16 protein-coding genes are annotated in these 14,678 nt (G+C 62.1%); 11 read left to right on the top strand and 5 right to left on the bottom strand.

The features are described 5' to 3' along the window. Positions 1-110 precede the first annotated feature (110 nt). A complete protein-coding gene (pdxB, locus tag R3355_RS05120) occupies positions 111-1,253 on the top strand; it encodes a 4-phosphoerythronate dehydrogenase PdxB (protein ID WP_318960330.1) in 1,143 nt (380 codons plus the stop codon). Positions 1,254-1,444: 191 nt separating this feature from the next. Here pdxB and R3355_RS05115 read toward each other — a convergent pair whose 3' ends face one another. Beyond that, complete coding sequence (locus tag R3355_RS05115) at positions 1,445-1,624, bottom strand: PA1571 family protein (protein ID WP_318947134.1); 180 nt, start codon at positions 1,622-1,624, stop codon at positions 1,445-1,447. 180 nt (positions 1,625-1,804) lie between these two features. On the opposite strand from R3355_RS05115, the gene R3355_RS05110 reads away from it, so the two are divergent. From R3355_RS05110 to R3355_RS05100, 3 genes are all read left to right on the top strand, one after another. Continuing rightward, positions 1,805-2,920 (top strand): ATP-NAD kinase family protein, encoded by a 1,116-nt coding sequence (locus R3355_RS05110; RefSeq protein ID WP_318960329.1) that lies wholly within the window; start codon positions 1,805-1,807, stop codon positions 2,918-2,920. A 154-nt stretch (positions 2,921-3,074) separates the two neighbouring features. Next, positions 3,075-3,509, top strand: coding sequence for a thiol-disulfide oxidoreductase DCC family protein (locus R3355_RS05105; protein ID WP_318960328.1), 435 nt, complete (start codon positions 3,075-3,077; stop codon positions 3,507-3,509). Positions 3,510-3,652: 143 nt separating this feature from the next. Then, entirely contained in the window at positions 3,653-5,431 is a 1,779-nt protein-coding gene (locus tag R3355_RS05100) for an ABC transporter transmembrane domain-containing protein (protein ID WP_318960327.1), read from the top strand. Positions 5,432-5,564: 133 nt separating this feature from the next. On the opposite strand, the gene rhtA is transcribed toward R3355_RS05100, so the two are convergent. The 3 genes from rhtA to R3355_RS05085 form a co-directional block, all read right to left on the bottom strand. Next, complete coding sequence (gene rhtA, locus R3355_RS05095; protein WP_318947130.1) at positions 5,565-6,437, bottom strand: threonine/homoserine exporter RhtA; 873 nt, start codon at positions 6,435-6,437, stop codon at positions 5,565-5,567. 75 nt (positions 6,438-6,512) lie between these two features. After that, positions 6,513-6,794, bottom strand: a complete 282-nt coding sequence (locus R3355_RS05090; RefSeq protein WP_318960326.1) for a pyrimidine/purine nucleoside phosphorylase — start codon at positions 6,792-6,794, stop codon at positions 6,513-6,515. Positions 6,795-6,886: 92 nt separating this feature from the next. Then, a complete protein-coding gene (locus R3355_RS05085; protein WP_318960325.1) occupies positions 6,887-7,429 on the bottom strand; it encodes an exonuclease domain-containing protein in 543 nt (180 codons plus the stop codon). Positions 7,430-7,588: 159 nt separating this feature from the next. Here R3355_RS05085 and R3355_RS05080 point away from each other — a divergent pair, with 159 nt between their 5' ends. From R3355_RS05080 to R3355_RS05070, 3 genes are all read left to right on the top strand, one after another. Continuing rightward, positions 7,589-8,467: an NAD(P)-dependent oxidoreductase gene (locus R3355_RS05080; RefSeq protein ID WP_318960324.1), complete on the top strand. Its 879-nt coding sequence runs from the start codon at positions 7,589-7,591 to the stop codon at positions 8,465-8,467. A gap of 152 nt (positions 8,468-8,619) precedes the next feature. After that, a complete protein-coding gene (locus R3355_RS05075) occupies positions 8,620-8,880 on the top strand; it encodes a YkgJ family cysteine cluster protein (protein WP_318960323.1) in 261 nt (86 codons plus the stop codon). A 48-nt stretch (positions 8,881-8,928) separates the two neighbouring features. Next, a complete protein-coding gene (locus R3355_RS05070) occupies positions 8,929-9,576 on the top strand; it encodes an START domain-containing protein (protein WP_318960461.1) in 648 nt (215 codons plus the stop codon). Positions 9,577-9,586: 10 nt separating this feature from the next. On the opposite strand, the gene gltA is transcribed toward R3355_RS05070, so the two are convergent. Continuing rightward, entirely contained in the window at positions 9,587-10,861 is a 1,275-nt protein-coding gene (gene gltA / locus R3355_RS05065; RefSeq protein WP_318947125.1) for a citrate synthase, read from the bottom strand. Between the two features lie 372 nt (positions 10,862-11,233). On the opposite strand from gltA, the gene sdhC reads away from it, so the two are divergent. The 4 genes from sdhC to R3355_RS05045 are packed head-to-tail and all read left to right on the top strand — an operon-like array spanning position 11,234 to position 14,471. Next, complete coding sequence (gene sdhC, locus R3355_RS05060; RefSeq protein WP_318947136.1) at positions 11,234-11,620, top strand: succinate dehydrogenase, cytochrome b556 subunit; 387 nt, start codon at positions 11,234-11,236, stop codon at positions 11,618-11,620. Then, positions 11,614-11,982: a succinate dehydrogenase, hydrophobic membrane anchor protein gene (sdhD, locus tag R3355_RS05055; RefSeq protein ID WP_318947124.1), complete on the top strand. Its 369-nt coding sequence runs from the start codon at positions 11,614-11,616 to the stop codon at positions 11,980-11,982. The genes sdhC and sdhD overlap by 7 nt, the downstream gene beginning before the upstream one ends. A 3-nt stretch (positions 11,983-11,985) precedes the next feature. Further along, positions 11,986-13,755: a succinate dehydrogenase flavoprotein subunit gene (gene sdhA, locus R3355_RS05050; protein ID WP_318947123.1), complete on the top strand. Its 1,770-nt coding sequence runs from the start codon at positions 11,986-11,988 to the stop codon at positions 13,753-13,755. An 11-nt stretch (positions 13,756-13,766) separates the two neighbouring features. Further along, entirely contained in the window at positions 13,767-14,471 is a 705-nt protein-coding gene (locus tag R3355_RS05045) for a succinate dehydrogenase iron-sulfur subunit (protein WP_318947122.1), read from the top strand. Positions 14,472-14,678 lie beyond the last annotated feature (207 nt).

Below are 14,678 nucleotides of genomic sequence, written 5' to 3'. Positions count from 1 at the left end.
AGTCTACGCGCTGACACTTCGGTCAGGAAAGCGCCTTGTTGGCTGTTTCAGCGTGCTGCCGGCAAGGGCGACGACAGGTTAGAATGGCGGCCTGACGTATGGAGCCGATCATGCAAATAGTCGCCGACGAGAACATTCCCCTGCTCGATGAGTTTTTTGCCGGATTCGGCGAGATTCGCCGTTTGCCCGGTCGCGGTATCGATGCGGCGGCCGTGGCCGATGCCGAACTGCTGCTGGTGCGTTCGGTGACCCGGGTCGACCGGGCGCTGCTTGAAGACAGCGCGCTGCGTTTTGTCGGCACCTGCACCATTGGTACCGATCATCTCGATCTCGATTATTTCGCCCAGGCCGGCATCGGCTGGGCCAGTGCGCCGGGCTGCAATGCGCGCGGGGTAGTCGATTATGTGCTCGGCAGCCTGCTGCTGTTGGCCGAGCAGCAGGGTGTCGAGCTGGCTACACGCACCTACGGGGTGGTTGGTGCCGGCGAGGTGGGGAGGCGTCTGGTCGAGGTGATGCGCGGCCTGGGTTGGCGGGTACTGGTCTGCGATCCACCGCGCCAGCTCGCCGAGGGCGGTGATTTCGTCAGCCTGGAGCAGGTGCTTGCCGAATGCGATGTGCTCAGCCTGCACACCCCGCTCGAACGCGGTGGCGCGCAGCCGACCCATCATCTATTCGATGCGCGGCGCCTGGCCCGACTCAAACCCGGCGCCTGGCTGATCAATGCCAGCCGCGGCGCCGTGGTGGATAATCCGGCGCTGCGCGAGTTGCTCAAGCAGCGCGGCGATCTGCAGGTGGTGCTGGATGTCTGGGAAGGCGAGCCGCAGGTGGATGCCGAACTGGCCGGCCTGTGCCGTGTTGCTACCCCGCATATCGCCGGTTACAGCCTGGACGGTAAGCTGCGCGGCACGGCGCAGATCTATTCGGCGGTTTGCGCGCATCTCGGCTGCACGCCGACGGTCAGCCTCGACGAGTTGATGCCGGCGCCCTGGCTCGCCGAGTTGAGCCTGGATGCCGCTGCCGATCCGGCCTGGGCGCTGGCGACCCTGTGCCGTGCGGTCTACGACCCGCGGCGCGACGATGCGGATTTCCGCCGTAGCCTGCAAGGCGATAGCGCGAGCCAGCGGGCGACCTTCGATGCGTTGCGCAAGCATTACCCGATGCGCCGCGAGATCGATGGGTTGAGCGTCAAGCTGCAAGGCGACGCGCCGCCGCTGGTGCAGATGATCAAGGCGCTGGGCGCGACCTTGCGTTGATGGCGCCGTTGTCCGGCGACAAAGTCATTCAATCGCCCATCGGCAGCGTTCATGTAGGCGCGGCTTTAGCCGCGAAGCGTTGCGCCAGACAGTCAGTTGGCCGGATGGGCTTCAGCCCACCCCCTCGATGCACTCTTGGGCCATGCCGACGAAAAACCCGGGCACTGCCCGGGTCGGGGAACACTGGCAGATCAGCCTTTGTCGGTATCCGCCGAACTCGGGTCTTTTTCCAGCTCCCGGCATGCGCGCTGGATCATATTCTCGGTGATCGGGATTTCCTGGCCTTGTTCGTCGATGATTGCGCCACCTACCGGCTGTTGCGATTGCTCTGGGGCAACACGGGGTTCGGGCGTCTGCTGCTGCGGGCTCATGAACTGTCTCCTCATCAGGTGGTGTGCGCGGTCTGAAAGAGTCGGATGAACGGGGTTTGACCGTATCGAGCGACGGAGTTCCGTCAAAAAATACAGCTCGCAAGTGACTCTGTTGTCACTGTGCCAAAAAAACTTATGAGTTGAAAAGTCCCTTGAGGCAGTCGGGGCAACGAGGTGTTTATGTCGCAATTCCACTTGGGCTTGATCATCAATCCCCTGGCAGGTCTTGGCGGCCCGGCGGGGCTCAAGGGCAGCGATGGCGTGGCCGAGCTAGCCCTGGCCCTGGGCAGTCAGCCGTTGGCGGCAGCGCGTACGCGCACGGCGCTGGAGTGTCTGCGTGCGCTGCAGGACCGCCTGGAATTTATAACCTTTCCCAGGACGATGGGTGCCGATCTGCTGGCCGAGATGGGTTTCAGTTATCGGGTGCTCGGTGAGTTGCATGGGCGGGTCAGCAGCGCGGCGGATACCCGCAAGGCGGTCGAACAGCTGCAGGAGGCCGGCGTCGCACTGATTCTGTTTGCCGGTGGCGACGGCACGGCGCGGGATGTCTGCGCCGCCGTGCGCGAAGGGCAGCCGGTGCTGGGGATTCCGGCCGGGGTGAAGATCCAGTCCGGGGTCTATGCCGTCAGTCCGCGCGCCGCTGGCGAGTTGACTGCGCGACTGATCGAGGGCGGCCTGGTGCGTCTGGCCAGCGGCGAGGTGCGCGATATCGATGAACACGCCTTGCGCGAGGGCAAGGTGACGGCGCGCTGGTATGGCGAGCTGACCGTGCCGCAGGAGGGCGGTTATATGCAGCAGGTCAAGCAGGGCGGGGTGGAGTCCGAAGAACTGGTGCTCGGCGACCTGGCCGACTGGCTGCAGGATAGCTGGGAGGCGGATGTGCGCTATATCTTCGGCCCCGGCTCGACCCTGCATGGCCTGGCGCAGAACCTCGGGCTGACAACCACTCTGCTCGGCGTCGATGTGATCGAGAACGGCCAGGTGATCGCCCTCGATGTCACCGAGGCCCAGCTGTTCGAACTGGTGGCCGGGCATCCGGCGCGTCTGCTGGTGACCGCCATCGGCGGCCAGGGCCATATCATCGGCCGCGGCAACCAGCAGATCAGTCCACGGGTGCTGCGCGCCGTGGGCCTGGAGCATCTGCGGGTGGTGGCGACCAAGCGCAAGCTCGGCACCCTGGAAGGCCGGCCCTTGCTGGTCGACAGCGGCGACGTGCAGTTGGACGATGCCTTCCCCGACGTGGTGCGGGTGTGGGCGGGTTATAAGGAAGAGCTGCTGTATCCCGTGGGCAAGTGATGCCCGGGGCTGTCGGGTAGGCATTGCCGTGGCCCTGGGCCGGACCTGTAGGCGCAGGGCAAGGCGGGCGGATGACATCAGGTTCAGCGGGCTGTAGCGTATCCCCCTGGCCGGATGGGAGTTGCATCGGGCAATCCAGGCGCCGGAGTTGAGCATGACGGATCGACATCTTCCTCCCTTTATCCAGCCCGGCGAGCGCGTGGTGCTGTTCGACGGGGTGTGCAAGCTGTGCAACGGCTGGGTCAGGTTCCTGATCCGGCACGACCCGCAGCAGCGCTTTCGCCTGGCTGCGGTGCAGTCCGCACAGGGCCAGGTGCTGCTGGCCTGGTTCGGCCTGCCCACCGAGCGTTTCGACACCATGGCTTTGGTCGAGGAGGGCGAGTTGCTGGTCCGCTCGGACGCGCTGCTGCGCATCGTTGCCCAGCTGCCTGGGCCCTGGCGCTTTTTGGCCTGGCTGCGGGTCATCCCCCGACCTGTGCGCGACTGGTGTTACGACCGTATCGCGCTGAATCGCTACCGCCTGTTCGGTCGCTATGACCGCTGCCTGCTGCCGAGCGCCGACCATGCCCGGCGTTTTCTGCATGATTGAAAGGGGGCGCGAGGCCATCAGCACCGATCTGCTTGATCTGCGCCTGATTCGCCCCCATCTAACGGGGGCGCGGGCGCTTTTGCGGCGGCCTATGCGACGCCTCCTATAACCCTCAGGGCTGACACGCCCAGCAGCGAGTGACCATGCTTTCAATCCTGTCTTCCCGCCAGCGCAATGCTCTGCACATGGCCTGGCGTTTCGTCGCGCCCTATCGTTGGCGCGTGGTGGGGGCCCTGCTGGCGCTGATGTTTACCGCGGCGATCACCCTGTCCATGGGTCAGGGCATCAAGTTGCTGGTCGATCAGGGCCTGGCCACCCAGTCGGCGCAGGCGCTGCAGCAGTCGATCGGGCTGTTTTTTGTGCTGGTGCTGGCCCTGGCTGTCGGTACCTACACCCGTTTCTACCTGGTGTCGTGGATCGGTGAACGCTTCGTTGCCGATATTCGCAAACGGGTGTTCAACCACCTGATCGATCTGCATCCGGGCTTCTACGAAAGCAACCGCAGCTCGGAGATCCAGTCACGTCTGACCGCCGATACCACCCTGCTGCAGTCGGTGATCGGCTCCTCGCTGTCGATGGCGCTGCGCAACCTGATCATGCTGATCGGCGGCAGCGTGCTGCTGGTGGTCACCAACCCCAAGCTCAGCGGCATCGTGCTGCTGGCGTTGCCGCTGGTGGTGGCGCCCATCCTGATTTTCGGCCGGCGGGTACGCGCGCTGTCGCGCCTGAGCCAGGACCGGGTGGCCGATGTCGGCAGCTATGTCGGCGAAGTGCTCGGGCAGATCAAGACGGTGCAGGCCTACAACCACCAGAGCGAAGACAAGCGGCGCTTCGGCCTGTCCGCCGAGGCGGCTTTCGATGTCGCGCGCAAACGTATCGCCCAGCGCGCCTGGCTGATCACCGTGGTCATTGTGCTGGTGCTCGGCGCGGTGGGGGTGATGCTCTGGGTCGGCGGCATGGACGTGATCGCCGGGCGTATTTCCGGCGGCGAACTGGCGGCCTTCGTGTTCTACAGCCTGATCGTCGGTGGCTCGTTCGGCACTCTCAGCGAGGTGATCGGCGAGCTGCAGCGCGCCGCGGGGGCGGCCGAGCGCATCGCCGAGCTGCTGCAGGCGCGCAACGAAATCACCCCGCCGATTGCCGATGGAGTGGCGCTGGATCAGCCGGTACAGGGGCGCATCGAGCTGCAGGGGCTGCGTTTCGCCTACCCGTCGCGGCCTGGCAGTTTTGCCGTCGATGGCATCGACCTAAAGGTCGCGCCGGGCGAAACCCTGGCCCTGGTCGGGCCGTCGGGGGCCGGGAAATCCACCCTGTTCGATCTGCTACTGCGCTTTTTCGATCCGCAGCAGGGCCGCATCCTGATCGACGGCCAGCCGATAGAGCGCCTCGATCCCCATGAGTTGCGCCGCTGCTTCGCCCTGGTGTCGCAGAATCCGGCGCTGTTCTTCGGCTCGGTCGAGGACAATATTCGCTATGGTCGAACCGATGCCAGCCATGCCGAGGTCGAAGCCGCGGCCAAAGCCGCCCACGCCCACGAGTTCATCATGAAGCTGCCCGAGGGCTACCAGACTCATCTGGGCGATGCCGGTCTTGGCTTGTCCGGCGGTCAGCGCCAGCGTCTGGCCATCGCCCGTGCGCTGCTGGTGGATGCGCCAATTCTGCTGCTCGATGAAGCCACCAGCGCGCTGGATGCCGAGAGCGAGCACCTGATCCAGCAGGCGCTGCCGCGCCTGATGGCGGGGCGCACCACCCTGGTGATCGCCCACCGCCTGGCTACGGTGAAAAGCGCCGACCGCATCGCGGTGATCGAGCAGGGCAGGCTGGTGGCCATCGGCAAACACGCCGAGTTGGTAACCAGCAATCCGCTCTATGCGCGCCTGGCCGAGCTGCAATTCAGCCACGAGGCTGAGGTCGTTGGTTAACACCCAGAGCCTGGCATTGTGGGAGGAGCTTTAGCCGCGACGGATTGAGGCGGCGGCACCTTGATCGCGGCTAAAGCCCCTCCCACCAGATCTTGTAGTCACTCGAAGGGGGCTTGGCCTCTACTCTGTCGAGTTAAAGCACCTTGCCTTTCGGCCTGATGGTCGCTGCCGCGCCGGCCGAAGCCAGGATGATCGCGCTGATCGCCAGCCACTGGTTCAGGCTCAGCCGCTCGCTGAGGAACAGCAGGCCGGAGAGGGCGGCGATGGCCGGCTCCATGCTCATCAGGATGCTGAAGGTACGCGCCGGCAGGCGGGTCAGAGCGACCATTTCCAGGCTGTACGGCAGTGCCGATGACAGCACCGCCACGCCCAGGGCAATGGGCAGCAGGTCGAGCGAGAACATGCTGCTGCCCGCTTGCCAGACACCGATCGGAAATACCAGCAAGGCGGCGACTATGGTGCCCAGGGCGACCGTTTGCCGGCCGTGTTCGGCCCCGGCTTTCTGGCCGAAGATGATGTACAGCGCCCAGCACAGGCCCGCACCCAATGCCAGGGCCATGCCCTGCGGGTCGAGTTGCACATCGGCTTGTGCGCTGGGCAGCAGCAGCCAGAGGCCGAAGACCGCCAGGGCGATCCAGACGAAATCCAGCAGGCGTCGCGAAGACAGCAGGGCCAGGCTCAGCGGCCCGGTGAATTCCAGGGCCACGGCGATGCCCAGGGGGATGGTCTGCAGCGATAGATAGAACAGCAGATTCATGCTGCCCAGGGCCAGGCCGTAGGCGAGCAGCGAGCGGCAGGAACGCAGGTTCAGCCGTGCTTGCCAGGGGCGCATCAGTACGCACAGGATCAAGGCGGCCAGGCCGAGGCGCAGGGCGGTGGTGCCGGTGGCGCCGATCAGCGGGAACAGGCCCTTGGCCAGGGAGGCGCCGCTCTGGATCGAGGTCATGGCGATCAGCAGCAGCATGATCGGCAGAATCACCAGGGCGAAGTGCGATGAGCGCGGCATTCGGTTGTTCCACGATGTTGAGGGCATAAACAAAAAAACCGGCCATCAGGGCCGGTTTTTCAGGCGCTGATTACCTTAGCGGTATTCGCACAGGTAGGCGGTATCGACTGCTACCTTGAGCTGGAATTTGCTGTTGGCCGGGACAGTGAAGTTATTGCCGCTGGTGAAGGTTTCCCAGCTGTCGCTGCCGGGCAGTTTGACGGTCAGGGCGCCGGCGACCACGTGCATGATTTCCAGTTTTTCGGTGCCGAATTCGTATTCGCCGGCGGCCATCACGCCAATGGTAGCGGGGCCTTCAGCCATGCCGAAGGCGATGGATTTGACGGTGCCGTCGAAGTATTCATTGACCTTGAACATGTGCATTTCCTCGCAAGGGGTTGAGATGTTGTGCTGAAAAGGCCGGCAAGTATGCCCAAGCCGCAGCGGTGCGTCATCTGCTTTGCTGGGCCTTATAACGGTAGTACCAGGGGCAGCAGCCGGGCGGTGTTGCGTGCATCGGTCAGTGCCCGGTGTTGCTCGCCGCTGAATTGCAGGCCGGCCAGTTGCAGGGCGGTGGTGAGGCCGACCGAACGGGGTAATTGGCGGGCTTCGGCAAAGCGGCGCTTGAGGTTGAGGTGGGGGATCTGGCTCAGGCAGCTGACCAACTGGCATTGCTGCCAGTCTTGCTCGAATTGACGGCGATCGTACTCGCCCCAACTGGCCCAGCCGACCAGGTGCGGCTGATGGCTCAGCAGCCAGTGCTCGAACTGTGGCCAGACGCCGCTCAGTGGCGCCGCAGTATCGATATCGGCCTGGCTGATATGGGTGAGGTCGCGGCAGAAACGGGTCAAGTGAGGTCGTCGTGCTGGTCGCACGAAGCGCTGGAAGTGATCCAACTCACGGCCGGCGGCGCTGACCAGGCTGGCGCCGATCTCGATGATCTCCATTTCTTCCAGCGGCCATCCACCTTCTTCGGTGGTGGCTTCCAGGTCGATTACCAACCAGTGTTCCATATGTCCTCCAGGGTTCTGCAAGGTCGTTGTCTCGAGAGTCGGTGTGTGAAGCTTTTCTGGCTTGCCGGCAGCCTGTTAGGGTCTGTTGCCGTTTCATCGCGGCTTGCGCTGAAACGGCAACAGACCCTAGGCTGAGTATCCCTGAATTCGGAGGTGTGTATGGCGAAGGTAGCCTTTATCGGGCTGGGCGTAATGGGTTATCCGATGGCGGGGCACCTGGCTCGCAGCGGACATCAAGTGTGTGTTTATAACCGTACGCCGGCCAAGGCCGCGCAGTGGCTGGCCGAGTTTGCCGGCAGCAGTGCACCTACCCCGCGTGAGGCGGCCCAGGGTGCCGAGCTGGTGATGGTCTGCGTGGGTAATGACCATGACCTGCGCAGTGTGGTGCTGGGCGACGACGGCGCCTTTGCCGGCATGGCGCCGGGTGCTGCACTGGTCGATCACACCACGGCCTCGGCCGATGTCGCCCGTGAGTTGGCGGCCAAGGCGGACGAACTGCAACTGGGCTTCCTCGATGCGCCGGTGTCCGGCGGTCAGGCCGGTGCGCAGAATGGTGCGCTGACGGTGATGGTTGGTGGTGAGGTGGATGTGTACGCGCGTGCCGAGCCGGTGATTCAGGCTTACGCCCGCATGGTTCGTCTGATGGGTGCAGCCGGCAGCGGGCAACTGACCAAGATGGTCAACCAGATCTGCATCGCCGGCCTGGTTCAGGGGTTGTCCGAAGCGCTGCATTTCGCCCAGTGTGCAGGTCTCGATGCGCAGGGGGCGATGGAGGTGATCAGCAAGGGCGCCGCGCAATCCTGGCAATTGGAAAACCGCCACAAGGCCATGCTGGCCGGCGAATTCGATTTCGGTTTTGCCGTCGACTGGATGCGCAAGGATCTGTCGATCCTGCTCGAAGAAGCACGGCACAATGGTGCGCAACTGCCGGTCACGGCGCTGGTCGACCAGTTCTATGCCGATGTCCAGGCCATGGGGGGCGCGCGCTGGGATACATCCAGCCTGATTGCCCGTTTGAAGGTGCCGGACAAGCCTTGACCGGGTTCGCCTTGCAGCCTGGCATGTCCAGTCTGGCAGGCGTCTGCCAGGCCGGCCTGTCGAAGGTCAGGGGGGGATGTTCCGCGGGCGCCAGCCCGAGTAAAATCGCCGGAGCGTCCCGCCTGTCCCGTCTTTCTCGAGGTTGTACCGACATGCAATGCCGCGCTGGATGTGGTGCCTGTTGTATTGCTCCTTCGATCAGCTCCCCTATCTCCGGTATGCCGCACGGCAAGGCGGCGGGTGAGCGCTGTATTCAGCTGTCCGCTGATAATCATTGCGGCCTGTTCGGTAGGCCGGAACGACCGGCGGTGTGCTCGGCGTTTTTACCTGAGCCGGAGGTCTGCGGTTCAAGCAATGCAGAGGCGATCCAGCTGCTAGGCTGGCTGGAGCAGCAGACCTCCCTGGCGAGCTGAGGGAGCGGTCAAGGCGAGAGGCTGGCAATGGTGAGATCGTTGGCGGGCATGCTGTTATGCACCGGTGCGCTGCTGGCGGCGGTCAGTCCCTTGCAGGCCGAGGGCTGGCGCCTGGTCAAGGATCAGGCCGGTATCCAGGTGTTCCTGCGCAAGGTGCCGGGTTCGAAGTACCAGGCGTACCGTGGCGTCGTCAGGCTCAAGACGGATATGCCGACCTTGTTGGCGTTGCAGGAGGATGTCAGCGGTTCCTGTGCCTGGATCTATGCGTGCCGAGAGCAGAAGCTGCTCAAGCATGAGGACGGGCAAAGCTGGATCTATAGCCGTTTCACTATGCCGTGGCCGGTCAGGCCGCGCGACGCAGTGTTGCGGGTAGCCACCCGAAAGGGTGCCGATGGCAGTGTCACCCGAATTCTCAGCGGTGTTGCCGATTACCTCCCGGAGCAGAAGGGCTGGGTGCGGGTGAGCATGGCCGAAGGCTATTGGGCTTTTATCCCGAAAACGGCAGGTGAGGTCGAGGTGATTTACCAGATGCATAGCGAGCCGGGGGGGAATATACCGTCCTGGCTGGCAGCTGGTTTTGTGGTGGATGCGCCCTACTACACGCTCGAAGCGCTGCGGCGGCGAGTCATTCGTCCGGTGAATGATTCGGGATGCAAAAAAGGCTGCCAGTGGCAGCCTTTTTTGGTGCATCGATGAAGCCCGACGTTTATTTCTTCAGGTCACGCTGCGTGTGACCGGTGTACAGCTGGCGCGGACGACCAATCTTGTACGGGCTGGAGAGCATTTCTTTCCAGTGCGAGATCCAGCCGACGGTCCGCGCCAAGGCGAAGATCACGGTGAACATGCTGGTCGGAATGCCGATGGCCTTGAGGATGATGCCCGAATAGAAGTCGACGTTCGGGTACAGCGAGCGCTCGATGAAGTACGGATCGGTCAGGGCGATCTCTTCCAGGCGCATGGCCAGTTCCAGCTGCGGATCATCGGTGATGCCCAGTTCTTTCAGGACTTCATCGCAGGTCTGCTTCATTACGGTGGCGCGCGGGTCACGGTTTTTATAGACGCGGTGGCCAAAGCCCATCAGCTTGAATGGATCGTCCTTGTCCTTGGCCTTGGCGATAAACACGTCGATGTTCGACACATCGCCGATCTCATCCAGCATCGCCAGTACTGCTTCGTTGGCGCCACCGTGGGCCGGACCCCAGAGTGCAGCGATGCCGGCGGCGATACAGGCGAACGGGTTGGCGCCCGAGGAGCCGGCCAGACGGACGGTCGACGTCGAGGCGTTCTGTTCGTGGTCGGCGTGGAGGATGAAGATCTTGTCCATCGCCTTGGCCAGCACCGGGCTGATCGGTTTGATCTCGCACGGGGTGTTGAACATCATGTGCAGGAAGTTTTCCGCGTAGTTCAGGTCGTTACGCGGGTACATCATCGGCTGACCCATGGAGTACTTGTAGGTCATGGCAGCGAGGGTCGGCATCTTGGCGATCAGGCGCATGGCCGATACTTCGCGGTGATGCGGGTTCTTGATGTCCAGGGAGTCGTGATAGAAGGCGGATAGCGCGCCAACCACGCCGCACATGATCGCCATCGGGTGAGCGTCGCGGCGGAAGCCGTTGAGGAAGTTCTTCAGTTGCTCGTGAACCATGGTGTGGTTCTTGATGGTGCTGACGAACTTGGCCTTTTCTTCTGCAGTAGGCAGTTCGCCGTTGAGCAGCAGGTAGCAGGTTTCCAGGTAGTCCGATTGCTCGGCAAGCTGCTCGATGGGGTAGCCACGGTGCAGCAAAATGCCCTGATCACCATCAATATAGGTAATCTTCGACTCGCAAGAGGCGGTGGACATAAAGCCAGGATCAAACGTGAAACGGCCCGTGGCGGTTAAGCCCCGCACGTCAATTACATCGGGACCAACGGTGCCGCTTAATATGGGCAGCTCGACGGGGGCTGCGCCCTCGATGATCAACTGCGCTTTTTTGTCAGCCATGTGTGGCCTCCTAGTTATGCTTGAAATCATCTGACGGCCCCCCACGCAGGGCCGGCATCACTATAGTGAGATAAATTCGAAAGTCAATTTGGGCGAAGCTAGGCGGCAGAAGGGTTTGCGGGATGTTTTTTGCGAAAAATGGTGCTGTTTACGCCAATTGAATCGGGCGCGCAATCAGCCTTTAGGTGCAGGCATTTGCGTTGTCAATAGCGACCTATTTCATTGTCATTAGCGACCTAACTGTCTATACTCTGCGCCCGACCACCAAGGGCTTTGAGCCTTGATTCTGGTGGTTGTCACTCCTTGGGTGATGGGTACCTGACCAGTGCACTTCCCGACAACTTTGCCCTGATAGTTGGGGCTCTCAGTGTGATAAAAAAAGCCGTGAATAGCCAACGACCTGTAAACCTCGACCTTAGGACTATCAAACTCCCAGTCACCGCTTACACGTCCATTCTTCACCGTATTTCCGGTGTCATTCTCTTCGTCGGCATTGCCGTGCTGCTTTACGGGCTCGACAAGTCGCTGGCATCAGAGGAAGGCTTCGCCGAGGTGAAAGAATGTCTGACCAGCCCGCTGGCCAAGTTCGTGATCTGGGGATTGCTGTCCGCTCTGCTTTACCACTTGGTGGCCGGAGTTCGCCACTTGATCATGGACATGGGCATCGGTGAGACGCTGGAAGGCGGCAAGCTGGGCTCGAAAATCGTTCTCGTCGTTTCGGCGGTCGTGATCGTGTTGGTGGGGGTGTGGATATGGTAACCAACGTTACGAACTTCTCGCGTTCAGGTCTTTACGACTGGATGGCGCAGCGTGTGTCGGCAGTGGTTCTCGCGGCTTATGTGGTGTTCCTGCTGGGTTACATAGTAGTCAACCCCGGCATGGGTTATGCCGAGTGGCATGCTCTGTTCTCCAATAACGCAATGCGTATTTTCAGTCTGCTGACTCTGGTAGCGCTCAGCGCTCACGCCTGGGTCGGTATGTGGACGATTTCCACCGACTACCTGACGCCGATGGCGCTGGGTAAGTGGGCGACTGGTGTGCGTTTCCTGTTTCAGGCGGCGTGTGGCATTGCCATGTTCACGTTCTTCGTCTGGGGCGTGCAGATTTTTTGGGGTAACTGATTCATGACTATTCGTACTCTTTCTTATGACGCCATCATCGTTGGTGGCGGCGGCGCGGGTATGCGTGCCGCACTGCAGTTGGCTCAAGGCGGCCACAAGACCGCAGTAGTCACCAAGGTGTTTCCGACTCGTTCGCACACCGTTTCCGCTCAGGGCGGCATCACTTGCGCCATCGCTTCGGCCGATCCAAACGACGATTGGCGCTGGCACATGTATGACACCGTCAAGGGTTCCGACTATATCGGTGACCAGGACGCTATCGAGTACATGTGTTCCGTAGGTCCGGAAGCCGTGTTCGAGTTGGAACACATGGGCCTGCCGTTCTCCCGTACCGAACAAGGGCGCATCTATCAGCGTCCATTCGGCGGTCAGTCCAAGGACTTCGGCAAGGGTGGCCAGGCCGCTCGTACGTGCGCCGCCGCCGACCGTACCGGTCACGCCCTGCTGCACACCCTGTATCAAGCCAACCTGAAGAGCGGTACCTCGTTCCTCAATGAGTGGTACGCGGTCGACCTGGTGAAGAACCAGGACGGCGTGATTGTCGGGGTGATCGCCATTTGCATCGAAACTGGCGAGACCGTGTATATCCGCTCCAAGGCCACCGTGCTGGCCACCGGTGGGGCAGGGCGTATCTATGCCTCCACCACCAACGCCCTGATCAACACCGGTGACGGCGTGGGCATGGCCCTACGTGCCGGCGTGCCGGTGCAGGACATCGAAATGTGGCAGTTCCACCCGACTGGCATTGCCGGTGCCGGTACCCTGGTGACCGAAGGTTGCCGTGGTGAAGGTGGCTACCTGATCAACAAGCATGGCGAGCGTTTCATGGAGCGCTATGCCCCGAACGCCAAAGACCTGGCCGGCCGCGACGTAGTGGCACGCTCCATGGTCAAGGAAATCATCGCCGGCAACGGCTGTGGTCCGGATGGCGATCACGTCATGCTCAAGCTCGATCACCTCGGCGAAGAAGTGCTGCACAGCCGTCTGCCAGGCATCTGCGAGCTGTCCAAGACCTTCGCTCACGTCGACCCGGTGGTTGCACCTATTCCGGTGGTGCCGACCTGCCATTACATGATGGGCGGCGTGCCGACCAACATCCATGGTCAGGCCATCACCCAGGATGCCAACGGCAACGACAAGATCATCGAAGGGCTGTTTGCCGTAGGTGAAGTGGCCTGTGTGTCGGTGCACGGCGCCAACCGTCTGGGCGGCAACTCGCTGCTCGATCTGGTGGTATTCGGTCGCGCGGCCGGCATCCACCTGGAGCGTGCACTGAAAGAGGGCGTCGATTACCGTGGCGCCTCCGAGACCGATCTCGAGGTGTCGCTCAAGCGTCTGTCCGGGGTCAACGAGCGCACCACCGGCGAAGACGTTGCGCCGCTGCGTAAAGAGCTGCAGACCTGCATGCAGAACTATTTCGGCGTGTTCCGTACCGGCGAATACATGCAGAAAGGCATCGAGCAACTGGTCGGCCTGCGTGAGCGAATCGCCAACGTCAAGATCTCCGACAAGAGCCAGGCGTTCAACACGGCGCGTATCGAAGCGCTGGAGCTGCAAAACCTGCTCGAAGTGGCCGAGGCGACTGCGGTGGCTGCGGAGGTTCGCAAAGAATCCCGTGGTGCCCACGCCCGCGAAGACTTCGAAGATCGCGATGACGAGAACTGGCTGTGCCATTCCCTGTACTTCCCGGGTGAAAAGCGTGTGGCCAAACGTGCCGTCAACTTCTCGCCGAAGACAGTTCCGACGTTTGAACCCATGGTTCGGACTTATTAAGGATGGCTGATATGTTGCAAGTCAGTGTTTATCGCTACAACCCGGAGCAGGATGCTGCGCCGTTCATGCAGGACTTCCAGATCGACACCGGCGGCAAGGACATCATGGTTCTTGACGTGCTGGCGCTGATCAAGGAACAGGATGAAGGCTTCTCCTACCGTCGCTCCTGCCGTGAAGGCGTGTGTGGTTCCGACGGCATGAACATCAACGGCAAGAACGGCCTGGCCTGCATCACCCCGCTGTCGGCGGTGGTGAAGGGTGGCAAGCTGGTGATTCGTCCTTTGCCGGGATTGCCGGTCATTCGTGACCTGGTCGTCGATATGAGCATCTTCTACAAGCAATACGAGAAAGTGCAGCCGTACCTGCAGAACGATACGCCTGCACCGGCTATCGAGCGCCTGCAAACGCCGGAAGAACGCGAGAAGCTGGATGGCCTCTACGAGTGCATTCTGTGCGCTTGCTGTTCGACCAGCTGCCCGTCGTTCTGGTGGAATCCGGACAAGTTCCTCGGTCCCGCTGCGTTGCTGCAGGCCTATCGTTTCCTGGCCGACAGCCGCGACACCAAGACCGAAGAGCGTCTGGCTGCACTGGACGACCCGTTTAGCGTGTTCCGTTGCCGCGGCATCATGAATTGCGTGAATGTTTGCCCCAAGGGTCTCAACCCGACCAAGGCGATCGGTCACATACGCAACATGCTGCTGCAGAGCGGTATCTGATTCAAGGCTTTACCTGTGACACCTGCGGCGCCTGGTTTGAAGCCAGCGTCGCAGTCTAGCCAGAGCCGCAGCTCACAAAGCCGTGGCTCTTACTTTGAAAAATATGACGACCAGCAGGGGCATCCGGGCTGGTGCCCGGACTATCTGCGGGATCCGTGGTGGCTTTACCGAAGTCGCTGCTTCAAGACTTCGGAAGCCTGAACGGTT

Source organism: Pseudomonas sp., from assembly GCF_033723075.1.
In the GTDB taxonomy this organism is placed as follows: domain Bacteria; phylum Pseudomonadota; class Gammaproteobacteria; order Pseudomonadales; family Pseudomonadaceae; genus Aquipseudomonas.
Note: the sequence above shows the minus strand (reverse complement) of the source record. Positions and strands in the feature narration are given on the sequence as shown.

Coding starts and splice junctions, on each gene's coding strand:
- R3355_RS05080 (WP_318960324.1), top strand. CDS start 7,589: ATGGCGAAGGTAGCCTTTATCGGGCTGGGCGTAATGGGTTATCCGATG.
- sdhA (WP_318947123.1), top strand. CDS start 11,986: ATGACTATTCGTACTCTTTCTTATGACGCCATCATCGTTGGTGGCGGC.
- R3355_RS05090 (WP_318960326.1), bottom strand. CDS start 6,794: ATGTTCAAGGTCAATGAATACTTCGACGGCACCGTCAAATCCATCGCC.
- R3355_RS05115 (WP_318947134.1), bottom strand. CDS start 1,624: ATGAGCCCGCAGCAGCAGACGCCCGAACCCCGTGTTGCCCCAGAGCAA.
- R3355_RS05100 (WP_318960327.1), top strand. CDS start 3,653: ATGCTTTCAATCCTGTCTTCCCGCCAGCGCAATGCTCTGCACATGGCC.
- R3355_RS05085 (WP_318960325.1), bottom strand. CDS start 7,429: ATGGAACACTGGTTGGTAATCGACCTGGAAGCCACCACCGAAGAAGGT.
- sdhD (WP_318947124.1), top strand. CDS start 11,614: ATGGTAACCAACGTTACGAACTTCTCGCGTTCAGGTCTTTACGACTGG.
- R3355_RS05075 (WP_318960323.1), top strand. CDS start 8,620: ATGCAATGCCGCGCTGGATGTGGTGCCTGTTGTATTGCTCCTTCGATC.
- R3355_RS05070 (WP_318960461.1), top strand. CDS start 8,929: ATGCTGTTATGCACCGGTGCGCTGCTGGCGGCGGTCAGTCCCTTGCAG.
- rhtA (WP_318947130.1), bottom strand. CDS start 6,437: ATGCCGCGCTCATCGCACTTCGCCCTGGTGATTCTGCCGATCATGCTG.
- R3355_RS05110 (WP_318960329.1), top strand. CDS start 1,805: ATGTCGCAATTCCACTTGGGCTTGATCATCAATCCCCTGGCAGGTCTT.
- R3355_RS05045 (WP_318947122.1), top strand. CDS start 13,767: ATGTTGCAAGTCAGTGTTTATCGCTACAACCCGGAGCAGGATGCTGCG.
- R3355_RS05105 (WP_318960328.1), top strand. CDS start 3,075: ATGACGGATCGACATCTTCCTCCCTTTATCCAGCCCGGCGAGCGCGTG.
- pdxB (WP_318960330.1), top strand. CDS start 111: ATGCAAATAGTCGCCGACGAGAACATTCCCCTGCTCGATGAGTTTTTT.
- gltA (WP_318947125.1), bottom strand. CDS start 10,861: ATGGCTGACAAAAAAGCGCAGTTGATCATCGAGGGCGCAGCCCCCGTC.